Source organism: Saccharicrinis fermentans DSM 9555 = JCM 21142, from assembly GCF_000517085.1.
GTDB lineage: Bacteria > Bacteroidota > Bacteroidia > Bacteroidales > Marinilabiliaceae > Saccharicrinis > Saccharicrinis fermentans.
On record NZ_KI912107.1, the window covers coordinates 2,415,980 to 2,439,299 of the forward strand.

A 23,320-nucleotide genomic window follows, 5' to 3' on the forward strand; every position below is an offset into this window, starting at 1 on the left:
CAGTAAGCACTACATTAATAGTAAACTTAAACACCTTTGTACGCTTTAGGCGATTCAGCACTAACATACATTCTTCAAGGCTTAAATAATAGTAATAGGTAAGTATTTCTGTAGACAAATCTAAGGCCTGTTCTTTGTTCATTGGATCGCCAAAAGATAACGAGGCATCTATTAAAAGAATTGCCAGGGCTTCCGAGAGTTTTTTTTCGCCGGCTTCTTTTTTGAGCTTGGCCATGCTTGGAAAGTTACCCCCGATAACTTTTTCGGGGGTAAGCTTAACAAATGCCTTAACCAGCTCACGATTTGAAGCCCCTCCTGAGATCATCTGCAGCACTTCTTTGCGCTGCGCTGGTTTGTTTTCCATTTTTTAACAGATTTATAATCGTATTTAAATTCGAATTAATAAATGTGAGTTGCATTTTATGCCTGTAAAATACGTCGAGAGTATTCCAGTTATGGAGCATCTGTTTCCATATGTCAATAGCTTCTGTTGATGAACTTAAAGCCACTAAATATTTGCCAATTTCCTTCAACGCTTTTCCATCTGCAGGCGTAAACCTATATGTAAGCCCTGTGTTTTTAGTATAAAAATCGAACCATTCTCGCTGAGCATTCGTAAAAAAAGGATCATTCTCTTTAATAATCTTTTTCCAATACTCATGTTCTATTGATTGCTCATCAAAAGCAAACTCATGTCCCATTTTTGTTGCGTCAGACAAAAAACCTTTTTTTGCAATCAGCTTTTTTAATCCTCCACTTTTGCTATAAACAGCCACTATCTCGAATTTTTTTTCTTTCAAAATATACTCTGTCATGTCCTTTATTTTATTAATCTAAAAAAACCGAATGCTAGCAAACCAAAGGCCATAATAACCATTAGTAAATAAAAAATAACTTCCCAGTCGGGTCGCATCATTTTAGGTAGCGTTATTCTGCGCTTGGTTAAGGCTAAAAAGCTGCCAATTGTTCCGCCTAAAACTGAGCATATAACAACAGGAATATACTCGTAACTGAAATCGTTAATTAGCTCATACATACTAACTGAACCAATAGCAATACTAACCAGCCAAGAAAGGTTTACAAAGGCGCCGCTTATTAACACCTTCGGTATGTTGTTTTGTGAAATAGCCTTCACATTCCAAGTACGGCAGCCTATAAAAATGAGCTGCGTTACCAAAACTATAATTGAATACTTAATTATCATTTTTAATGTTCTTTAAATTACTTTTATACCACGTTTTAAACTCGTTTAAATGTTCTTTGAAGTATAGACAGCCTTTACAACTACCTATTGTACATTTATGCGCAAACTCACAATATTTTTCCTGTAGTTCCTCCCAATCAATCGATGTGGGAGGAACATTTAAGCCGTTGAATACTTCCATTTAACAAGATGCTTTTAATTCTTCAATATCATCGGTTATCATTTTTGCCAACTCTTCAGGGTCATCATCAAAATAAATCAAGTCCTGTCCATGGCCAGAATGTTTATATGCTTCAAATTGATCGGCATCTTCATTGTATGTTATTTGGATATAAGTATCTTCCATGACTAATCCTCCTTTATAGCTTTAGATTTGTAATCCACTGGAGGCACATTGTCGTCACTCATTTCAACATTGAAGAAAGGAAATACATCAAGTATATTACTTTCAATAACTGAATGTATAGTGTAGTCAACGGTCATGCCTTTCATGCTCTCCTAAATGCGGTCGTAGGCTTCTTTTACATTATCGGCCATAACCAACATCCAATTGGCTACTTTCTTTTCACGTCCGGCTTCTTTATCAATACTTACATACATTACTTTACATTTGTACCAGTATTGCCCATAATCGTAAAAAAACAATTCTGAATAATTGACCGGCTTAATCCCTTTAACCGAAAATTCGCCGCTAATGTATTTCTGCATTTCTTCGTGGATGCGTTTTTCAGCTTCGGTGTAGCTAACTGCATCAATTAAATATGGAGCATTTACTTTTATGCTCTTACCTGTATGTTCGTCAATCTTTTCGTAACGAACTTTGCACTCAAACCAAGTATTCATTGTAATTTTGTTTTAAAGGTTATTCTAATCTTTTATCCCACGGCTCCATTTTGCGATGTTTGTCCGTGGTATTATCACAGTGCTGATTAGTGTCGCGGTTGTCGTAGTAGAGCACAGCAACCGCGCACGCAGCCAATATTAATAGTCCCATGTTAAAAGCCGCTTAAATCAACGTTAGTACCATCTGGGAATTCACAAGCCGAAATGGAAAGAGGAACGCCCGTTTTTTCGTTTGTTTTTCCTTTTGTAGAAGCTTCAACAAACCAAGCCGAACGTTGCGGCTTATGGGCAGACAAAATGATATTAATACCCTCAGAAAAAATAGGATTGTTGATCTCACGCTCTTTGTTTTTTAGCTGTATCATACGCTTCGCCTGTAGATTACCCTTAGAATCTTTTTTTAGTAGATCCCCAATGATAGATACCAGCTTTGCCGTTTCTTCATTTGTACTAAGAGAACGTAAATACTCTTTAATCTTCGCAACCCCGGCATCTACTGTATCATCCCAGCCGTCGACTTCTCTAAAGCCTATTTCGATCGTTTGTCCAAGCTCATTGCTAAAAGAGTGACTCTTTTGTGAGTCCCTATAGCCGTATAGCTCTTTTTTAAGTCGTAATAGCGTTGAAAAATCATTATAAACCTCAGCCTTTGCACGTGATATTAGACTACTCAGGTTTTCCATTTTCTTCACCGTTTCAGTCACCAATTTGTTTTTGGTTTCTTTGTACAACTCCAGTTCGCGTTCGCGAGCTTCCATTTTTTTAGCCTCCTCTTCTTTGAGCTGTTTAAACAGCTCCTCCTTTTCATGCTGGCTCATTTTTGACACGTCAATCATCTGTTTTTGTTTTTATTTGTTATTATTAACAACTTCTGTAATGTTGTAGGTTAACTTTTTTGATGCAAAAGAATTAGAAAGCCAATTCTTATACACCTCTTGTTTAAGCATTAGCATGCTTCTCTTTTTTATAAGCTGAATTGCTTTCCCAATCGTTTCGTCTTTAATACGTTTGTTAATCTCGCTAATCGCAAGATTAACGCTACAAAGCTTTTGTTCTACCTTCTGTTTATCAGTCATATCCTTAGTTTAAAAAGGTTGAATTAGCTAGTTCGTTTCGCATTTCTTTACTCATCCGCTTAAAGTCGTTTTGTTTGTTTACATACATGCTGTATATGTTTTGCAAACGCGAAACAGGAATGCTATTAAACGCCGTATACGAAGTAGCTCTGCACGCAGTAGCCTTTATATAATCAATATCAGTACTGCGCCCTATTTGCTTATGAAAGCCAATTATGGCAGCAATTACACGCTTTCTCCACATGTCTGCCACATCTTTCTTTTGATTATCAATTGCAGATTGCATATCACGTAACATTTGATAATAAAAATTTGGAGTCCTGTCGTGCATTTCACTTAAACTTGCGTATAAACCGTTAGTGTAATCCATAAGGAAGTCTCTTCGATCTTCAGCACTTAATCCCATTTTATGCAGTAGCGCATAAAAGTGAGCGTATTTACTTTTTGTTGTCATTTCAGTACTTTATATTCTGTTTTACTTATTGCTTTTACATATCCTACTCGAGGAAATCGTTTAATACCAACCGTACACAGAAAAGGCCTGTTTTTTTTAAGAAATGCAACCATTTCTTTATGCTCAATAAAGCTTATAACCTTTCCGTCTTTATCAAAAAACTTTTGTGGGTTCGACGTTTTATCTTTCCAAACCACTGGAATAAATATGCACTCTCTTCTTTCCGTTAATTGTGTAAACTCCATTTGTAAATTATTTAATATCTGTACCATGAAAAAGCGTTGCTTTTTCTTCATTAATTACTAAGTTTCCGCCAGGGCATCGCCCACTTACAAAACAAGCGAGACCTTTAACCTGAAAAATGATAGAAGCTAGTTTTCTGGCTAGTTTAGCGGTTGCTGTGTAGGGCTCGTTTCGTTCCTCATGTGCAATTATTACAAAAAGTTTATTTGGAAATTTTTGCACAAGATTTTTCAGCCCTCCAGCTTTTAGTTCGTCATTGTAAATTGTCATGTTATCTAGGAAAGCCACATGCGGAGACTGACGTCGAGAAAGTATGCTAATCAACTCCTCTACGCTCACGTATTCGTAAAAAATAAGACTTCGATTATTTGGCCTAAGTTTAGCGCGTTCGGTAGCATCTACAAACGTTTTACCAATCCCCTCCTCGGCGCTTATATACATCGTTCTACCGAAAGTACTTAAGTATTCAGCTAACATGAGCGATAAGGTTGTTTTACCATTCTTCTCTTTACCGTAAACCAACCAAATTCCGTTTGTTTCTGGCATTCCCATCACATCGCGATACACCCCATCAAATTCAAATGTTTTAAACTTTTTTGTTCGTACCTGATTGATGTACTTGCCTTTTGGCCTAGATACTTTTGTACCCATAGGCGGATTGGTGGTGTTATCTACATTTGGTGCATTCATACTCTTATCCTAATTTTATTAGTGTTTCTAAATAGCGAAGGGTAGCCTCTTTGTCGAGACAGCGTTTAATAAGCTTATTTACTTTAGCCTTATCGTTTGTATTAGCGGCAGCCACAGCGCCTATTAAGTTGCTATAAAAGGCCTTTTTATCAGCAATAGAAGCAGGAACAAGCTGAACAAATTCATCTGAAAAACGTGAAAAAATTTCGGCGTACCCGACCTTTTTATTATTTATACCCCGGTTTATTTTGGCTCGTAAGCCATCGGCACCAATCATATACCACCCGCATGATCCCTCTGTACTATTCCACAATTCCTTTAATTCTAGAAAAGCATTGTAGTCTAAATCACCAGCTTCATCCAGCACCACCACAGGCTTAACCAATAAGTTTAAATAGTATTTAAGATTACCTTTTACTTCGCGATACAAACCACGAGAATCAACTCCAACTGTTTTGGCAAGCAAACGAATAAACTGTTGTTTCGTTTTCGCTTGAGAGCAATCAACGTAAAACGCATTTTTCATTTTTCGCACGACATGCCTTGCACAAAATGTTTTTCCTATTCCACAATCATCAGCGAGTATCATACTCTTACTTAATTCCTTACAAAACGAAAGTGAACTTTCAATATTATCGTAAACCGATGTTCGAGCCACTTTCCATTGGCTTTCATGAAGCTTTACATCTAACTCTCTACCAATTGTTATCCAAGTAGTATCAGAAAGAACCCTCTCAACCTCGCCTTTTTTAATTCGCGAGTAAACAGAATTGTTAATACCTAATGTTTTAGCGTAATCTGAGTCTGAGCCTCCGTAGTTTTCGCGATTAGCTAATACGGCCTCACGTACCTTTGTTTTAAACTCTTTTGAAATATTCATAGTAATTTATTTTAGGAATGAATCTTGCCAGTTTCGTGCGCCAGCACTATCATCCTCTTGGTTGTAAATTATTTCCTGATCATCTTCGTGTATATCACCAAGCACCTCTACTTCTGTAAAATCTTCGTTCGCCTCGTACCTTTTTAATCCATCTATTTTAAACTTGCGAGATGGTTTGGGCGTCAAGTCTGTAAAGCCAATAGTTTCAATGCTTTTTGCTGTTTTTTGCGCATACCCAATTACTGTTTTTGCGTAACGACTTTGCAACTCAATAGCTGCTTTTTGATCTGGTGTTTGTTCTGCTTTAGCACGATTAAAGCGAGGCATTTCCATCACTTCGCAAATAAATCGGTCGCCTATATAGGCCATGGCCTTTAAAACACCACCTTGCATATCATCCAACCAATACACATCAACCTTTTTCCCTTCTATTTGTCGCATTTTTTCTATCAGAGCATCCCCAGTAAGTATTTTGCCATTTTCAGCAATTGCCCTACGTCTACCTTGTAGTGTAATGTAACCACGGCTACAGCTCGTTGCCGTTTTGTAGCCTAAATGAGGAAGTATAGCCTTGTAATTTATAGGGTTAGTATCTTCATGCTGATTTTCTAGCCAATACTCGAACCTACTCATTCCCGGTTCATCGTGATGCGGAGCATTATTCCAATCTTCGATTTCCGAAAGTCTTGCTGCCACTAATTCTTCGTAAGGAATTATCTTAGTTTTACCAGGACCGGCTTGGTTAGATTCTGATTTGGCAAACGGACGCGCAATCCAGCCCGGAGCTTTCTTTTCTACCTCGTAACGCATTGCACCAAATCGGCGCTCAATAATTTTAGACTGCGCACTGTTAGCATGTATATTTACATGCCTAAACATTTGCCCCTCACGTAAAAAAGTATCTTTAAACGAGCTGTTCAATGAGCTTTCGCACTCAAGTTCTATCGGCATACCAACATTATAGTGCGCGTGAAAACGAACCATTTGTCGATAAAAGTCTTGTATAATTCCCTCTTTTGTTTTTCCGTATACAAATGTTGTTATGCAGCCAGATGCAACATCAATCCCTATGTAAAACCACATTCTCTTTTGTGGGGCATACCAGAAGGGTGGGTTACGGTCATCGATAGAAATAATAGAACCCGCTTTTTTAGGTAAATCCATTTGCCCGTATGGGTTAAATTGGGCAATATATTGTTGCCTATTACCTGATCGTTTTTTGTGAGTAGCTATTTTATTCTCCCATTTTGCCAACCAACGTCGTATTGTTCCTTCGCTTAAACGAGGGAACTGTTTTGGATCGTATAACTCTCCAGTGTTTGTATTATACACCTCTGCATATCCCATTAGGAAACTCTCGTATGTGCGTGCAATTTCGCTCGCTGTTGGCTTATGTTTGTTAACGAATAAGCCATTCAGCACCTCTAGAACCATGGCATCAACTTTACTAGCGTTTTTTCTAGCGCGACCTTCAGGATCCTTTATTATTGTATAATTACCAAATCCTTTATAAGCCTTGTAAGCCTCTCTAAAGCGCTTTTCGTTGCTTGGCAAGTTGTGCGTTACATTATATTTTGCTTTTAGCGTATCGTTAAACGAAAGTGCGTCAACCCACAATGTTTTCCCAATTCCCCTTGTGCTTCCTTTAGCAACAATACGTGCCTGCATTCTGTCTTTTTCAAGATCAATAAGGCCTAACATTACGCTAGCGTTAACAATGTACTGCTCCTGTTCGTGGGCATGTAGATAATTATCGCCCCGTTTAAAGTTTTGAAAATATTCAACTGTTTGTGGCAATACCTTATAATATCGCTCCAAAATATGATCGCATTTGCGCGGATCACCAATCGCCTCCTGTATCTCCCTGTCTAAGCTATCAAAGTCAATCAACAACTTACGCCCATTGCCTCCCTTTTGTAGACGTTTTATTCCGTACGGTTTGTTTTTATAGCGCCACAATTCCTGTTTCAATGAATTATATGTACTCCACCAATCAGGTACCAATTCATCAAAAGGAACAGCCACTTTATTATTTAACCACATATGAGGCATAAAATCTCGTTTTTATTGCTGAAATATTTCCGTTTCAGCTCTTAATTGTTCTTGCATTGTTTCTCGTAACTCAACTATTCTCCTAAGTACACCCATTACTCGATTGTACTTCTTTGCGTTTGGCCTTTTCAACGTCATCCTCACATTATCACGAGTAAGTCCCAATATTTTTGCAACTTCATCGTAATCACCTGCCCTCTTTTTTTTAAAAATTTGTTCGTCAGTCATTTTTTTATTTACTTTTGTTCTAGACACGGAACAAATTAAGGGGATAATTTTCAACTATCAAAATATTTAAGTGAATATTTTCAACACAACAAATATGAGCATCATATCAAGAATACTATTAATAGCAGAGAATGAAGGGGTTAGAATAACATCCTTTGAGAAGATAATAGGCGCAAGCAAAGGTGTCTTAAGTCGAGCTGCTAAAAATAATACTGACATACAGAGCAAATGGATAACTTCTATAGTTGAAAAATATCCCAAATACAATGCACATTGGCTTTTAACAGGGAATGGGGAGATGTTACATAAAGAAAAACCATACAAAGAGCCAACGAATAACTTTAGCTTAGCTACCGACTCTAAAGTCGAGTATCAAACAGTGCCACTCTACGACATAGAGGCATATGCGGGGTTAGTACCACTATTTAAGAATGGGGTCGAGAAGCCTTTAGAGCATATAAGTATTCCTGGTATTCCAAAATGCGACGGTGCTGTTCATGTTACTGGGGACAGCATGTATCCACTACTAAAAAGCGGAGACATAGTACTATACAAGAAGATTAATAACATTAAAGACAATATTTTTTTCGGGGAGATGTATTTAATTAGTGTAGATATGGATGGAGAGGAGTATGTCGCTGTTAAGTATATTAACAAAAGCGAACTTAAGGACCATATTAAACTAGTTAGCTATAATCAATACCACGCAGAACGCGACATCCCTCTTTCAAAAGTAAGAGCCTTAGCTTTTGTCAAAGCAAGTATACGCATCAACTCCATGAACTAAATGCACCCAAATTATAACTTCTCACACACGATTAGCGCACCAATAAAAGATTCAAAAAACCATAACACACTGATTACATTGCTTTTACACCACGGTTTTACATTTTTAATATTTGCATTATATGCTCCGAGTTGCAAATTATCACCTATATCCAATATATTTATGGCATTTTTTAACTCTTCTAGGTGATAATTTTCAACTGTAAATATAACCCCAACTGTAACCCCAACTGTAACCCCAAACAAAAAACCACCATTTTTGGACCTTCATTTTGAGGCAAAATATTGGCACAAAAAAAGGAGGTGTATATAACAACCTCCTAAGTGTTTTAATCCTATTATAAGCCCTGTAATTAAAGAAAACTAGTCTTTTAAAAGCCCTTATTAAATGTAGTGATATCTAATTTAAAGAAATGGTTTAAAAAATTAAAGTCTGTTTAAAGTAAAATTAAAGTTTAGGGTCATTCCGTTTTTTCTAAAAAACATCTAAGTAATTGATTCATTGTAAAGTGCATTTTTCACAAAAGTACTTTTCGTTTTTATACCCATACTTTGGAGGAAATACAGACCTAACTGGAAAAACAACAAATACATTTGTGAATTATTAACCATGGGTACGGTCGTGCACATAGCTATGGCCATTTGCACATTATTGCTCCCCAAGGAAAAAGTAATAACTACTCTGCAAACCATAGCACTACCTCTTATTTTTATATATACGCCCGGCACGCTATTACTCGGTTTATTAATGCTTAAACAATATAAAAATTGGCAAAACAGACTGGCCCAAACAAAGTTAGTTGAATCAGAAAATCGTTTATTTAAGATATTAGAAAGTGGGAATATTGTTTCTATACAACTCGACACCCAAGGAAAGATCATATATTGCAACAACTATCTGACCCAAATTACGGGGTATAGCAAAGAAGAAATCATAGGTCAGAATTGGTTTGATCTATTTATTCCAGAGAAAGAAAAAAAGCAAGTTCAACATATCTTTTATAACAGTATTACGCCTTACAACTTAGTTGAAAATTTTGAAAACAAAATACTTACAAAAACTGGACAACCAATATTTGTATCATGGCATAACACACAGTTCAAATCAGAATCGAATCAAATTGTTGGCATTGCAAGTATCGGTGTAAACATTACCAATAACAAAAAGTATGAGAACCGCTTAAAAGAAAAGAACCAAGAGATAGAAATACAAAATCTGGAATATAAGTTAATCAATGAAAAACTATCAGAAGCCAAAGAAAAAGCAGAAGAAAGTGAACGATTAAAATCTGCATTTCTCTCGAATATGAGTCATGAGATACGTACTCCAATGAATGGAATTCTAGGATTTGCGGAGCTTTTACAAGAACCCGATTTAACAAGCGAAGTTCAATCTCAATATATTCAGATAATCGAAAACAGTGGCAAACGCCTGCTAAGCATTATTAATGATATCATTGATATCTCAAAAATAGAGTCAGGCCTAATGCAAGTAGATATAAAAGAATGTGATTTAAACCAACAGATGAATTACATATATACCTTTTTCAAACCTGAAGTAGAAGCAAAAGGGCTAAGCTTTTATTTTAAAAGCTCACTATCAGGTCACAGAACAATGGTAAAAACCGACTGCGAAAAACTTTATGCCATCCTTACCAACTTGGTAAAAAATGCCATAAAATACACCGATCAAGGAAATATAGAAATAGGCTATGAACCTATTATATACAAGGGAGAGGAAGCGATCGTCGCATATGTGAAAGACACGGGAATAGGCATCTCTCCCAAAAGTCAAAAAACAATATTTGAACGATTCATACAGGCCGAAGGCACTGATGGAATGGCACTTCAGGGAGCCGGACTAGGTCTGTCCATTACCAAATCGTATGTAGAAATGATGGGTGGACATATATGGGTAGATAGTGAAGAAAGTATTGGTTCCATATTTCGTTTCACTTTACCCAAGCAAGAAGCACTAACTAATAAAACAAACCATGCGCAATAGCAGTTTAAATAAAGATCCATCCTTTCATTTCTCTTGTAAATTCATTTTCAAAATCAAAGCTTTTTAGCTTTCTTTGTGGACGTTTGAACCACACATTGATATAATGACTAAAGAAAAAACGGAAAAGAAAACACCGTCGTCCATAGAAAAATTTATTCTTCATCTTCACCCTGCCAGAATTGACAAAAGAGCTTTAAAATTCAACCGTACATTTGGCCTAGGTGGAATACTGGCTTTGTTATTTATAATATTGGGGGTTACAGGACTAATCCTTCGTTTTTCGTATATCCCAACCATTGATCATGCTTACGACTCTGTAGTGTCTTTACAAAGAGACACTGTATTTGGTCAGTTTATTCGCAACTTGCATCACATTTCAGCTATGTTGATGATGGTGGTAGCTTTTCTCCATTTAATACGTACTTATTATTCACAAGCCATCTTCAAAAAAAGGGCTGAAAACTGGATCTACGGTTTGATAATGATGTTCATGATCATTGCTTCTTCGTTTACAGGCTATCTATTACCATGGGATCAATTGGCATATTGGGCTGTCACTGTGATTACACAAATTATAGAATACATACCATTTATCGGTCATTCGTTGGCCAATATGGTTCGAGGCAGCGATGTGGTTGACGGAAATACCCTGTTAAATTTCTACACGCTACACACTGGCATCATACCCATGACATTCCTATTTTTAATGAGTATGCACTTTTGGCTGATACGTAAAGCAGGTGGTGTTGCGCTGCCCAAACAAGACAACACAGAGAAGGTGAATGTGATACCAAACTTAATATGGCTGGAAATAATGGTAGCTGCCTTATTGATTGCAGGCATCTTTGTAGCCTCCGTTTTTTACCATGCTCCGCTGCAAGAACAAGCCAACCCCATGAACAGCCCCAACCCAAGTAAGGCTCCATGGTACTTTTTAGGCGCACAGGAACTATTGCTTCATTTACATCCCTTTTTTAGTGCAGTTATATTGCCTCTAGTAGTGGGGGTTTTCTTTTTCTATCTCCCATATTTTAAATATGACAACCTAAATATTGGGGTCTGGTTTAACTCTCCGCTGGGTAAGAAAATGACCATCCATGCCAGTATCTTTGCTTTCGTTTTCACATTCATCCTGATTTATTTATTGGAACACTTTCTCCATTTTGATATTTGGTTTGCCAGTGTAGGTAGCTGGTTTGCCACCGGACTTGTTCCTTTCGCGATATACGTCATTCCTGTCAGTGGTTATTTATTTTATTGGAAAAAGAAACACGGAGCAAAAACCGAAGAACTGGTAATGACCATCACCACCATATTGATGTCGTCTTATATCACCATGTTATTGATCTCACTTTTACTTAGAGGCAAGGGAATGTTGATGATCATCTAAAATCTGATTCACAAAAATGAAATTCAATAGAAGAAAATTTATAAAACGCCTGCTAGTGGCAATTGCATCAGTAGAAGCCTTTTTTATCATCAAAGGAGGTGTAAGTAAAGTAGAGCAAGCCAATGCTAAAAAAGAACTATTCAATGCGGGAAAAGTGGATTCTTTTCATAAAAACAAAACTTATCCTTTTAGCACAGGGCATTTTTTTCTACGGAGATTTGAAGACGGAGGTTTCTTGGCCATGTCTGTTAAATGTACGCACCTAGGCTGCGTAGTTAACTCCAACCTAGAAACAGGAGGCTTTAACTGTCCATGCCACAGATCGCAATTTAATCGTTTTGGAGAAGTGTTGGCTGCCCCGGCAACACGCCCACTGGATATTTTTCCTATTGTTATTAAAAACGGCGAAATACTAATAGACACCAATAAAGCAGTCAAGCGTACCTCATTTGAAAAATCACAGTTAACATACGCATAATGGAGAATCGCACTAAAATAGAACGTATAAGCCTTATCGCCATTATTGTGGCAATCGTATCTGTCCCCACATATACAGTCATCCGCACTTATAGTCAAAACGAAACAGAAACTGCGAATAAGGCTCATTATGTAGGTAGGGAGACTTGTATCGAATGTCACATGAATGAATATAACGAATGGTTAGGATCCGATCACGATAAAGCCATGGATCATGCCAATGACTCAACTGTGCTAGGCGACTTTAATAATAAGTCCATAGAATACAACGGTATGACCCATCGGTTCTATAAACGCGATGGTCGTTTCTTCGTGGAGACAGACGGGGAATCGGGTCAACTAGAAGAGTTTGAAATCAAATACACTTTTGGCTATTATCCTCTCCAACAATATCTGGTGGAATTTGACAAGGGCAGACTCCAAACCCTACCACTCACATGGAATTCTAAAGACAGTGTTTGGTACCATATGGCCGACGAAATATACAAGGACGAGATGATAGAAAGCGATAACTGGTTACACTGGACCAATCAGGCACAAAATTGGAACGGTATGTGTGCCGACTGTCATTCCACCAATTTAGTAAAAGGGTATGATGTTGAGACCGATTCATACCACACTACCTGGAGCGAGATTGATGTAAGCTGCGAAGCCTGTCATGGTCCGGCATCTGAACACCTCAAATGGGCTGCCAAAGCCGAATATGCTCGTAGTGATAACGACAACTACGGTCTGGTAGTACAGACCAGCGGGATAGACAACAAACAATATGTAGATTTATGTGTAAGATGTCACACCCGACGAGGCTCCATTTCTGACTTTGAGCACAGTCCGGATATATATAACCATACCATACCGAACCTCCCTACTGGAGAAAATTATCATATCGACGGTCAGATTTTAAGTGAGGATTATGTGTATGGCTCATTTACACAAAGCAAAATGTACATGCGAGATGTCAAATGTAATGATTGCCATAATGTACATAGCACCAAACGACTATTTGAAGACAACAGGCTCTGTACTCAATGTCACCGTGCTGATGATTATGACACCTATAACCATCACTTCCATAAAGGATATGGAGAAGATGGAGAGGCCGTAATAGCAGATGATGGTGTTAAATTTGAGGTAGGAGATGGAACCAGATGTATCAACTGCCATATGCCAGCTCAGTTTTATATGGGTGTAGATTACAGAAACGATCATAGCATACGTATTCCAAGACCCGATTTAACCAAAGAAATAGGCACACCCAATGCATGTAATCAATGCCATGCAGATAAATCCACCGATTGGGCTATCAAGTATGTAAACAAATGGCATGGCGAAGGCAGACCTTCACAATATGGTACAGTCTTTAAAGAAGCACAATCTGGAAGTCAGGAAGGATTCGACGGCCTGGTGCATATATACAACGATGAAGTCTATCCAGAAATAGTACGAGCCATTGCCATACAAATGCTAGGGTCAAACTATCAAAGTAAGGCCAAGAATATACTCATAGAAGCCTTACATAGTTTCAACGGACACATCCGCTTTAATGCGCTACAAAACCTGATGGTTGACGACCAAAAATCGTTGAATGCTGTATTTGATCTATTAAACGATCAGACCAAAGCCATCAGAATAGAATGCGCCTCTAAACTAAGCGGATTACCCAAAGACCAGATACCAGCCAAGTATAAAAAAAGTTTAGATAAAGCTAAGAAAGAATACCTGGAGGCACTAAAATACAGTGCTGATTTCCCAACAGGCAAATTTAACCTGGCTAACTATTACTACAACAACCAAGAAATTGACAAGGCAGAGAAATTTTACAAAAAAGCCTTAGAACAAGATAATAAGTTGCACACCATAAAGATAAACTTGGCTCTGTTATATAATAGCAAAGGAGAACCTAAGAAGGCGGAGTTACTATTAAAAGACTATCTAAAACACATGCCTGAAGATGGAAATACCATGTTTACCTATGCACTATTTTTATCGGAACAAAAAAGGTATGACGAATCCATGACATGGCTCCTAAAGGCATCGAAATATTCTCCGAATAATCCACGCATCTTTTATAATATTGCCATGATGTATGATTTTAGAAATAATATGAAAGATGCGGAGACCTATTTACAAAAAGCGGTTGAGATCAATCCTGCTGATATAAGTTATTACATGGGAATGCTTAACCTGTATATTAAATATCAACAAACTGACAAAACCAAAAATACGGCAAAAGAAATCTTGGAAAAATTCCCCAACATACCTGACAAAGAGCATATTGAAGCTATATTAAAGCAATAAACAAGCCCACAACAATCAACCCATCATATTAAATTAGTTTAAAAAAAGGCTTATTTTACATATTTTTTAACAGTCCGTTAACTTTTGTTTTTCGGGCTTTTTTGTTTTCTTTAACTCACATAACCAAAGGTAATGGATCACAAAAAAAAAGATATTAGTTCATATGTTTTTAAAGAAAATTAAAACACCTTCATAAACGAGCCAGTAAATTCATTTCCAGTTAGAAGAGAGACTTTCTCCATAACTGATTTTTAGTATAAATACCAATAAAAAACACAGATCAATTAAATTGAAGGAAATGAGCGCAATATTTTTTAGTCCTAAGGGTTTAGTTAAAGTAATACAATAAAAACAACTATGATACGAACCAATCTGATATTGCTTATAAGCAGCATACTTATATCCGCAAATACTTTTGCACAATCTACCCATCCTTTGGTAAATATTGGTGATCATCATTATTCCATTGAGGAGTTTGACTTTATCTATAACAAAAATAACAGCTTTTCCCATAAGCCTATATCCCCAAAGGAATATCTCGATCTCTTTGTCAACTATAAACTTAAAGTACTAGAAGCCTGCGATCAAGGCCTTGATACATTACCTTCATTCACCAAAGAATTTAATTACTATAAAGATGAACTGGCCAAGCCATATTTAACCGACAAAAACATTACAGACCAACTCGTTAAAGAGGCCTACCAGCGATTAAAAACAGAGGTAAATGCCAGTCACATTTTAGTTAAACTACCATCTTCGCCTTCACCGGAAGACACTTTAAAAGCCTATCAAAAGATAAGCTCCATCGTCAAAAAATACAAGGCAGGAGAAGACTTTAACCAATTAGCCAGGCAATATTCCGAAGATCCTTCTGCCTATCAAAATGAAGGTAAGCTAGGCTATTTCAATGGCTTTATGATGGTATACCCTTTTGAATCGGCAGCGTACAATACCGCCGTTGGAGAAATATCTCCCATCGTCAGAACAGCATTTGGCTATCACATTATAAAAGTTCATGATAAAAGGGCAAACCGAGGAGAACTAAGAACCGCACACATCATGCAGATTTTTCCTTCCAACGCCCCACAGGATGTGATAGCAGAAAAAAAAGCAAAAATTGATTCCATCTACCAACTACTACAAAAAGGAGCTGATTTTGGGACTTTGGCCAGGCAGTTCTCCGAAGATAAAAACAGTGCCAATAATAATGGTGAGCTTCCTTGGTTTGGTACCGGCAGGATGATACCCGAATTTAGCGAACCGGCTTTTCAACTCGATTCCATCGGCAGTATTTCAAAGGTGATTCAATCTCCCTATGGCTTTCATATCATCAAGCTCTTAGAAAAAAGAGGCCTGCAACCTTTTGAAAAGGAAGAAGAGAAAATACGCCAAAAAATAGCAAAAGACGAAAGAGCATACCAAGGTAAAAAGGCCGTTATAAACCGTTTAAAAAAGGAGTACAATTATCAACAAAACGATGCCCTATTGCGTCAGATTAAACAAAAGGCAAGCAACCAACAACTGAGCAATGATGACTTCTTCTATGAATTTGAAAATTCCAACAATAATATTGCATCCATGAAAGGTTGGACATTCAAGGCCTCAGATCTGATAGAAAAACTAAAAGAAAACAAACAATTTACACAAAGCCAAAGAAATCGACTCTTCGATAAACTATCCCAATCAATTATAGAGGATGAGATTATTAGCTTTGAAAAATCGAGACTCGAAGATAAATATCCAGCGTATAGGTATTTAGTAAACGAATACCATGATGGCCTCCTGATTTTTGAAATCAGTCAAAGGGAAATCTGGAACAAAGCAATCAGGGATAGCACAGGAATAGAAGCCTACTATGCAGCCCACAAATCCAACTACTTTCATCCAGAAACAATGAAAGGCATCCTCCTCTTAACAAATGATAAAAAAATATGGAAAGCCGCAAAAAAAAGCATGGCCTCCCATTCTATTTCCGCAGATTCATTAAAGCAACTGTATCCGCATGCTAAGATAATAGAAGGAAGCTTCGCAAAAGGAGAATACAAAGCACTGGACAAACAACTGTGGAACGAGAAAAAATCAACAGGAAAAGTAGATCCCCATTACAAATATCTTTGGGGAGCAGGAAAAAAAACAGCTCGTATACCTAAAGAATTGGAAGAAACCAGGGGTCAGGTGATTGCTGACTACCAAAACCAAATTGAAAAAGAATGGTTAAGCAGACTAAGAAACAAATTTGCGCCTACGGTGAATAAGAAAGCATTAAAATTCAGCAAAAAAGCAGCAAAGAAATAATGAAACGAGCCATAGGAATGAATTCACACACAGGGGAATGATTAATTCTGGCGAGTTCCATATGGCCTTTGAAAGATAAATTTAAACATATGAAAAACTCCATTATCCTATATACTTTAGTTTTTGCATTGTTTTTGCATTCTTGCAAAAATGTATCATTAGAGGAAGATTCGGTTCCTTTAGCCAAAGTAGATCGTCAGGTATTAACGGTGAAAGACCTGCAAAAAGCAATACCTGATAATCTGAGCGAAAACGATAGTGTTGCATTTTCACAAAACTATATCAACCGCTGGGTTAAATCTAGCCTGCTGCTGCGTAAGGCAGAGCTAAATTTAACACCTAAAGAAAAAGATGTTACTCAATTGCTAGATGATTATAGAGCATCTTTATTGATTCATCGCTATCAGCAAAAACTTTTACTTCAAAAGTATGTACCCTTAATAACCTCAAACGAGATTGAAGAATATTACAATCAAATGAGCGAGAACTTTAAACTCGACAAAGATATTATAGTAGGTATATTCATACAGGTTCCGCTCAATGCGCCCAATTTAAAAAAGCTCAAAAAGTGGTATCGATCCGATGAGCCTGAAGATTACATCAAACTAGAAGAATATTGCTTTCAGAATGCCCAAAAGTTCGATAACTTCATGGATCGCTGGGTTACTTTGGATGAAATCAATAAGTTACTTCCCAAACCACTACCCAAGCACCCCATGTTTTTGGACTATAACAAATTCTACGAAACAAGCGACAGCACATCACATTATTTGTTATCGATCAGAGACTTTCATAAAGTAGATGAAATTGCGCCCGTCACTTTTGTGGAAGATAAAATCAAGGCCATACTCCTCAATAAAAAAAGAATAGAATTTATTCAAAACCTCGAGGAGGAACTATATAATGAGGGTCTTGAACAAAAAGTAGTAAAGTTTTATTAAAAAAGATAATAAATGCTTTTTTCAAAATCTTTAACTTAAACCATCATACTTAGCGTTGAATAATATATATTTGCAGGTGCTGTTTAAAGAGCAATAATTTTTTTGTTAGAATAAAATTATTGAGCCTTGGGCAATAACCTTTTATTTACTTAAAATTCATAAAAATTGGAGATTAAAAAAGAAATAATGCACAAGACAACTATCTTACTTATTACCACCATATCTACCATATTATCCTTTAGTACTCCCCTGCTAAGTCAGAAAAATGTAATTGATGAAGTAATTGCAGTTGTGGGCGACAACGCCATTTTAAAATCCGACGTTGAATACCAATACCAACAAGCAGTGATGCAAGGGATTTCGGCCAAAGGTAATTTAAAATGCAAGCTTTTTGAACAGCAACTCATTCAAAAACTAATGTTGAACCAAGCAATACTTGACAGTGTTGAGATCAGCGAAAACAACGTAATCAATGAGGTTGACCGAAGAATGAACGAGTTTATCAATAGAGCCGGGGGACGTGAAAAATTAGAAGAGTGGTTCAACAAATCAGTGCTACAGATAAAAAAGGAGCAGATGACTGTTGTTAGAGATCAGATGCTTACAGAAAGCATGCAACGCACCATCACAGAAAATATTGAACCTACACCTTCACAGGTGAGAGCATACTACCGAAAAACACCTCAGGATAGTTTACCGATGATTCCCGTACAATATGAAATTCAAAAAATTGCCATATACCCTAAAATTGAGCAAAAAGAAATTGACCGTGTAAAAAGCAAGTTAAGAGACTTCCAAAAGCAAGTAGCCGAAGGAAGAGACTTTGCAACCCTTGCGGTATTGTACTCCGAAGACCCCGGTAGTGCAACAAGTGGTGGTGACTTGGGATGGAGTACCAGAGGTACCTTTGTACCTGAGTTTGCCAATGTAGCATTTAACATGCAGGAAAAAAATAAGGTATCTAAAATTGTACAAACAGAATTTGGCTATCATATCATTCAAATGTTGGATAGAAAAGGTGAACGAATACACGTGAGACACATCCTGCTTAAACCAAAGGTATCGGCCGATGCAAACAAAAACGCCATCTCTAAACTCGATTCAATATCTGATTTAATCCACAAGGAAGAACTGAGTTTTGAAGAGGCTGCCTTATATTACTCCATGGATAAAGATACGCGTAACAACGGTGGACTCATGGTCAATATGCGCACCCAATCCTCTAACTTTGAACTCTCGTCCATACAACAACCTCAACTGGCAAAGGAACTTCAAAAACTTAAAGAAGGCGAAATTTCTAAACCATTTGGCATTAAAGATGACAAAGGACACAACGTATATGTCATCATCAAGCAAAAAAGAAAAATTGATCCACACCGTGCCAATTTAAAGGACGATTATCAGTTGGTACAGAACATCATGACAGAAAAAAGACGTCAAGATGCCGTTAATGAATGGATTCGAGAAAAGCAACAAGACACCTATATTACTATCCATGACGATTGGAGAGATTGTGATTTTGAGTTTAAAAATTGGATAAAATAAAAATTTTTCCTACTTTGTTTTGCAGATTTAAAAGAAGGTAGATGAGAATACTTGGGGAAAGAAAAATAAAACTTCTAATTTTATCGCTTATTATATGTGCTTCCTGCGCCAGAGAGGCATATAATATATCATTTAACGGGGTAATTGTGGACGAAGAAACCAATTGCCCCGTACCTCTTTCTTCCATACAGTCATTTTGTTTATATCAACAAAACATAGATGAATCAGCGAGTCAAAAAGTAAGTACTCTTTCCGATAGTTTGGGGCAGTTTCATATTAAGTTCGACAAGGGATATCGTGTTAGTATGACAGTCGAAGCCAGCGATTATGAGAATAAATTTCTGCAATTCAAACCCTACAACAGCCAGAAACCGGATACCATTTATTTAAAACGGAAACATGTGTATCAAACTTCAACTGCTCCCATAAGGGTAGACGAAGCCAGTCCAGAGTAGGTATTTCTTAGGCTAACGAATAATTTAGAGATCGTAATATTTTCTTATTTTGGGTATTACTACTACTTTTGACCCATTAATAAATTTTATACCTCCATAATTCTGATGCAAATATCAAAGAGCATTTTTACAGCCTTATTTTTAGCTACCTTATTCTGCTCAGTGACCACCACTGCGCAAAGAATGGTGATTGTCAACAATGCAGATAGTTTAAATCACAACGAGGCTGTTTATGGCAAAGACGTTCAAGTGTTAATTGGTAACGTAAAGTTTACCCACGAAACAGCCGTCATGTATTGCGACACCGCATATCGATATATCGTAGATAATAAAATAAAAGCAAGTGGCAATATCCATATCATCCAAAACGATACCCTACACCTTTATGGCAAAAAATTAAATTACGATGGAAATACGGGTTTAGCCCAGGTGCGTAAAGATGTTAAACTGGTCAATAAAGATGTGGTGTTAACCACAGACTACCTAGATTATGATAGAGCCAATAATTTTGCCTACTATTTTAATTTTGGAAAAATTGTTAACAAAGAAAATATACTTACCAGTAAAAAAGGATATTATTACCCCAATACCAATCAAGTTTTTTACAAAGACAGTGTAGTAGTTAACAATCCCAAATACACCATTTATTCTGACACCCTCATTTATCATACAGAAACAAAAGTTTCTAACATTGAGGGACCTACTTTTATCATTAGCGACAGTAACACCATCTATGCCGAAGCAGGATATTACGACATGCTACATGACATTGCGCTTTTAAAAGAAAATGCCTATATAGATGGAGAACAGCTATTAAAGGGAGATACCATCTATTACAATAGAGCAAGTGGATACGGAGAGATTTTCAACAGCATGGAGCTGCACGATACCACTAATAATGTGATCATCAAGGGAAATTATGGCTTTTACAACGAGATAACACAGGATGCCCTGGCAACCTTAGATGCTCAACTCTTGCAAATTTACAGCAAAGACACACTATATTTACATGCCGACACGCTACAGGCGGTGCCATTAAATAATGGTGAAGAAAAACTGATTAAGGCTTACCGTAAGGTAAAGTATTTTAGAAAAGATATGCAGGGACGTTGCGATTCTATGGTATTTGACTCCAGAGACACCACCAATACTTTTTATTACGACCCTATCATGTGGTCCATGGGCAATCAGCTAACAGCTGACGTCATTAAAATGTATACCAAAAACGAAGTATTAGATAAGGTGGATTTGATCGACAGGTCTTTTATTATTTCAGAGGAAGATACAGGACGATTCAACCAGGTAAAAGGTAAACTAATGACTGGTTACATCAGAAATAATGAAATCTATAAAATAGATGTAAATGGGAATGCACAGTCCATTTACTTCCCCAAAGACAGGGAGCATGTTATTGGAGTAAACAAGGCAGAATGCAGTAATATGACTTTGTATTTGAACCAGCGCATGGTAGATCAAATTACCATGCGTGTTTCTCCCAACGGAAGCATGAATCCTCCATTTCTTGTACCCGATGAAAATTTAAGACTAGAGGGATTCTATTGGCTAGATGCATTTAGACCCAAAAGCAAAGAGGAAATTTTCATCTGGGAAGAGTTGCCCACTTTTGACCGGGGCGAAAATAGATCAGAATACAATCTGGACGACACCTATGAGGAATAGCGTGAAGCCTATAGTAACAAACGTCACTAAGTGCGCAATATAATCAGCTCCAAAAAAAAAGGTCTGTACCACGTACAAACCTTTTTCTAATTATTTTATTCGACTTAGTCGCTATTGCTTACATATTCATACCACCACAAACATGTATTGTTTGTCCACTTACATAAGAAGAAAGATCCGAACCTAAGTAAACACAAGTATTCGCCACATCTTCAGGTGTACCTCCTCTTTTAAGCGGAATACGTGCTTCCCATGATTTTTTCACATCTTCAGGTAACACACCTGTCATCTCGGTGATAATAAAACCTGGAGCAATTGCATTATGTCGAATACCCCTGGCACCCATTTCCTTGGCAGCAGATTTAGTAAAACCAATAATACCCGCCTTTGAAGCAGAGTAATTACATTGATTCGCATTACCCGAAACACCAACCACAGAGCTCATATTAATCACACTACCTCCAGCTTGTTTCCACATAATAGGCTGAACCGCTTTGGTAAAGTTAAAAACAGACTTTAAGTTCACATTAATCACCATATCCCACTGCGCTTCCGTCATCCTTTTTAATGCACCATCTTTGGTAATACCTGCATTATTAACTAAAATATCAATACGCCCAAAATCCGCATGAATCTCTTTAACCACACGTTGTGTATCTTCATAATTGCTCGCATCCGAAGCATATCCTTTTGCTTTAACACCCATGGCATTCAGCTCTTTCTCGGTTTCTTCGGCAGCTTCATTAATTGCTAAATCAGTAAAAGCTACATTACAACCATTTTTAGCATAAGCTATTGCAATGGCTTTACCGATACCTCTAGCTGCACCGGTAATAATGGCAGTTTTTCCTTCTAATAATTTCATTATTAAAGTTTTTATATTAGAAATTAGTTCTCATTATTAATAAATGACGGACAAATGTAATAATTTATCGTAGAATTTACAGCCATGAAAGCCATGGAAGTAATAAACACGCCAATTAGAGATGCATTAGAACTTTTTACCAATTAAATCCATTGCCTCCCCAGCTTTCATCTTCACATGAATATCTGTAATTTGTTGGGTGAAATTAGATTCTGTAGGATTAATTTCAATAATTGTTGCCCCATTCCTTTTGGCTTCGTATGGTACATTACAGGCCGGCATTACCTCACCGGTTGAACCAATTACCAAAACCACATCTGCCTTGCGAGCTGCCTCAAAACTTTTTTCATAAGCAACAGTTGGTATTCCTTCACCAAAGAAAACAAAATCAGGCTTTAAAAGTCCACCACACTTTTTACAAGCAGGAGGGTTTTCTTTAAGATTCGCTGCAGAAGCAGTCTCCGTGTATCCACATTGAGTACATTTTAACTGCTGTGAATTACCATGAAACTCATACACCTCTTGACTCCCTGCCTTAAAATGCAGATCATCAATATTCTGTGTAACAACACATTTTATAACCCCCAAAGCCTCCAACTGAGCCAACACAATATGCGCCTGATTAGGTTTTGCATCGGTAAAAAAATCGTAAAATATTTCTCGTATCGCATTCCACGATGACGTAGGATTACTTAAAAAATAATCCAGCTCCAATAATTGGGGGTTATATCTATTCCATATACCAGACTCCCCCCTAAAGGGAGGTATCCCGCTTTCTACAGAAATACCGGCTCCTGTGAATGCAATGGCATAAGAAGCCCCTTTTAATAAATCTACAACTTTTTCAATCATAACATAACAAAACTAAAAAATTTAATTCTACTTTTTGAATCTTTTCCTCTATGTTTCCGTA

General features: G+C 37.1%; 27 protein-coding genes and 1 pseudogene. 11 read left to right on the top strand and 17 right to left on the bottom strand.

The features are described 5' to 3' along the window. From CYTFE_RS30365 to CYTFE_RS0109595, 14 genes are all read right to left on the bottom strand, one after another. On the bottom strand, nucleotides 1-364 hold a 364-nt coding region (locus CYTFE_RS30365), incomplete at its 3' end, for a hypothetical protein (protein WP_162150084.1). Further along, a complete protein-coding gene (locus CYTFE_RS28665) occupies nucleotides 297-815 on the bottom strand; it encodes a hypothetical protein (protein WP_052343117.1) in 519 nt (172 codons plus the stop codon). The genes CYTFE_RS28665 and CYTFE_RS30365, both read right to left, overlap by 68 nt. Before the next feature lie 5 nt (nucleotides 816-820). Then, nucleotides 821-1,204 (bottom strand): hypothetical protein, encoded by a 384-nt coding sequence (locus CYTFE_RS0109540; protein WP_027471601.1) that lies wholly within the window; start codon nucleotides 1,202-1,204, stop codon nucleotides 821-823. Then, nucleotides 1,194-1,385, bottom strand: coding sequence for a hypothetical protein (locus tag CYTFE_RS30370; protein WP_027471602.1), 192 nt, complete (start codon nucleotides 1,383-1,385; stop codon nucleotides 1,194-1,196). Before CYTFE_RS30370 ends, CYTFE_RS0109540 begins: the two co-directional genes overlap by 11 nt. Further along, nucleotides 1,386-1,550, bottom strand: a complete 165-nt coding sequence (locus CYTFE_RS29935; RefSeq protein WP_154665594.1) for a hypothetical protein — start codon at nucleotides 1,548-1,550, stop codon at nucleotides 1,386-1,388. Between the two features lie 152 nt (nucleotides 1,551-1,702). Beyond that, nucleotides 1,703-2,047, bottom strand: a complete 345-nt coding sequence (locus CYTFE_RS25945) for a DUF4494 domain-containing protein (protein WP_244880318.1) — start codon at nucleotides 2,045-2,047, stop codon at nucleotides 1,703-1,705. 152 nt (nucleotides 2,048-2,199) lie between these two features. Then, nucleotides 2,200-2,883: a DUF3164 family protein gene (locus CYTFE_RS0109560; protein WP_052343118.1), complete on the bottom strand. Its 684-nt coding sequence runs from the start codon at nucleotides 2,881-2,883 to the stop codon at nucleotides 2,200-2,202. Between the two features lie 12 nt (nucleotides 2,884-2,895). Beyond that, nucleotides 2,896-3,123 carry a hypothetical protein gene (locus CYTFE_RS0109565; RefSeq protein WP_027471604.1) on the bottom strand — a complete coding sequence of 76 codons (228 nt, stop codon included), beginning with the start codon at nucleotides 3,121-3,123 and terminating at the stop codon, nucleotides 2,896-2,898. A gap of 4 nt (nucleotides 3,124-3,127) precedes the next feature. Continuing rightward, a complete protein-coding gene (locus tag CYTFE_RS0109570; RefSeq protein ID WP_027471605.1) occupies nucleotides 3,128-3,577 on the bottom strand; it encodes a hypothetical protein in 450 nt (149 codons plus the stop codon). Continuing rightward, entirely contained in the window at nucleotides 3,574-3,873 is a 300-nt protein-coding gene (locus CYTFE_RS0109575; protein WP_027471606.1) for a hypothetical protein, read from the bottom strand. The genes CYTFE_RS0109570 and CYTFE_RS0109575 overlap by 4 nt, the downstream gene beginning before the upstream one ends. After that, the gene (locus CYTFE_RS0109580) at nucleotides 3,830-4,510 is read right to left on the bottom strand and encodes a hypothetical protein (protein WP_027471607.1); all 681 of its coding nucleotides are present in this window, start codon (nucleotides 4,508-4,510) and stop codon (nucleotides 3,830-3,832) included. The genes CYTFE_RS0109575 and CYTFE_RS0109580 overlap by 44 nt, the downstream gene beginning before the upstream one ends. A 4-nt stretch (nucleotides 4,511-4,514) precedes the next feature. Then, the gene (locus CYTFE_RS0109585; protein ID WP_027471608.1) at nucleotides 4,515-5,390 is read right to left on the bottom strand and encodes an ATP-binding protein; all 876 of its coding nucleotides are present in this window, start codon (nucleotides 5,388-5,390) and stop codon (nucleotides 4,515-4,517) included. 6 nt (nucleotides 5,391-5,396) lie between these two features. Beyond that, on the bottom strand, nucleotides 5,397-7,442 hold the full coding sequence (locus tag CYTFE_RS25950; RefSeq protein ID WP_052343119.1) for a hypothetical protein: 2,046 nt from the start codon (nucleotides 7,440-7,442) through the stop codon (nucleotides 5,397-5,399). Nucleotides 7,443-7,454: 12 nt separating this feature from the next. Next, nucleotides 7,455-7,670: a hypothetical protein gene (locus CYTFE_RS0109595; protein ID WP_027471609.1), complete on the bottom strand. Its 216-nt coding sequence runs from the start codon at nucleotides 7,668-7,670 to the stop codon at nucleotides 7,455-7,457. A gap of 94 nt (nucleotides 7,671-7,764) precedes the next feature. Here CYTFE_RS0109595 and CYTFE_RS0109600 point away from each other — a divergent pair, with 94 nt between their 5' ends. Further along, the gene (locus tag CYTFE_RS0109600; protein WP_027471610.1) at nucleotides 7,765-8,457 is read left to right on the top strand and encodes a S24 family peptidase; all 693 of its coding nucleotides are present in this window, start codon (nucleotides 7,765-7,767) and stop codon (nucleotides 8,455-8,457) included. An 11-nt stretch (nucleotides 8,458-8,468) separates the two neighbouring features. Here the strand turns inward: CYTFE_RS0109600 and CYTFE_RS0109605 are convergent, their stop codons facing one another. Next, nucleotides 8,469-8,702: a hypothetical protein gene (locus CYTFE_RS0109605; RefSeq protein WP_027471611.1), complete on the bottom strand. Its 234-nt coding sequence runs from the start codon at nucleotides 8,700-8,702 to the stop codon at nucleotides 8,469-8,471. Between the two features lie 301 nt (nucleotides 8,703-9,003). On the opposite strand from CYTFE_RS0109605, the pseudogene CYTFE_RS31915 reads away from it, so the two are divergent. The 10 genes and pseudogenes from CYTFE_RS31915 to CYTFE_RS0109655 form a co-directional block, all read left to right on the top strand. Beyond that, a pseudogene (locus tag CYTFE_RS31915) lies at nucleotides 9,004-9,198 on the top strand (LytS/YhcK type 5TM receptor domain-containing protein); the annotation flags it as partial. A 6-nt stretch (nucleotides 9,199-9,204) separates the two neighbouring features. After that, nucleotides 9,205-10,461 (top strand): PAS domain-containing sensor histidine kinase, encoded by a 1,257-nt coding sequence (locus CYTFE_RS28670; RefSeq protein WP_162150085.1) that lies wholly within the window; start codon nucleotides 9,205-9,207, stop codon nucleotides 10,459-10,461. A 103-nt stretch (nucleotides 10,462-10,564) separates the two neighbouring features. Next, nucleotides 10,565-11,851 (top strand): cytochrome b N-terminal domain-containing protein, encoded by a 1,287-nt coding sequence (locus CYTFE_RS28675; protein ID WP_052343121.1) that lies wholly within the window; start codon nucleotides 10,565-10,567, stop codon nucleotides 11,849-11,851. A gap of 55 nt (nucleotides 11,852-11,906) precedes the next feature. Then, entirely contained in the window at nucleotides 11,907-12,329 is a 423-nt protein-coding gene (locus CYTFE_RS25965; protein ID WP_161636314.1) for a QcrA and Rieske domain-containing protein, read from the top strand. Then, nucleotides 12,329-14,626, top strand: a complete 2,298-nt coding sequence (locus tag CYTFE_RS25970; RefSeq protein WP_044214077.1) for a multiheme c-type cytochrome — start codon at nucleotides 12,329-12,331, stop codon at nucleotides 14,624-14,626. Before CYTFE_RS25965 ends, CYTFE_RS25970 begins: the two co-directional genes overlap by 1 nt. Before the next feature lie 357 nt (nucleotides 14,627-14,983). After that, the gene (locus CYTFE_RS25975; RefSeq protein ID WP_052343122.1) at nucleotides 14,984-16,921 is read left to right on the top strand and encodes a peptidylprolyl isomerase; all 1,938 of its coding nucleotides are present in this window, start codon (nucleotides 14,984-14,986) and stop codon (nucleotides 16,919-16,921) included. 89 nt (nucleotides 16,922-17,010) lie between these two features. Continuing rightward, the gene (locus CYTFE_RS0109640) at nucleotides 17,011-17,862 is read left to right on the top strand and encodes a hypothetical protein (RefSeq protein WP_027471613.1); all 852 of its coding nucleotides are present in this window, start codon (nucleotides 17,011-17,013) and stop codon (nucleotides 17,860-17,862) included. 186 nt (nucleotides 17,863-18,048) lie between these two features. Continuing rightward, nucleotides 18,049-19,407, top strand: coding sequence for a peptidylprolyl isomerase (locus CYTFE_RS0109645; protein WP_152541859.1), 1,359 nt, complete (start codon nucleotides 18,049-18,051; stop codon nucleotides 19,405-19,407). A 41-nt stretch (nucleotides 19,408-19,448) separates the two neighbouring features. Continuing rightward, entirely contained in the window at nucleotides 19,449-19,862 is a 414-nt protein-coding gene (locus tag CYTFE_RS0109650) for a hypothetical protein (RefSeq protein WP_027471615.1), read from the top strand. Nucleotides 19,863-19,967: 105 nt separating this feature from the next. After that, the gene (locus CYTFE_RS0109655; protein WP_027471616.1) at nucleotides 19,968-21,542 is read left to right on the top strand and encodes an OstA-like protein; all 1,575 of its coding nucleotides are present in this window, start codon (nucleotides 19,968-19,970) and stop codon (nucleotides 21,540-21,542) included. 118 nt (nucleotides 21,543-21,660) lie between these two features. On the opposite strand, the gene fabG is transcribed toward CYTFE_RS0109655, so the two are convergent. Then, nucleotides 21,661-22,407 carry a 3-oxoacyl-[acyl-carrier-protein] reductase gene (gene fabG, locus CYTFE_RS0109660; protein WP_027471617.1) on the bottom strand — a complete coding sequence of 249 codons (747 nt, stop codon included), beginning with the start codon at nucleotides 22,405-22,407 and terminating at the stop codon, nucleotides 21,661-21,663. Between the two features lie 126 nt (nucleotides 22,408-22,533). Then, nucleotides 22,534-23,259: an SIR2 family NAD-dependent protein deacylase gene (locus CYTFE_RS0109665; RefSeq protein WP_027471618.1), complete on the bottom strand. Its 726-nt coding sequence runs from the start codon at nucleotides 23,257-23,259 to the stop codon at nucleotides 22,534-22,536. Nucleotides 23,260-23,320 lie beyond the last annotated feature (61 nt).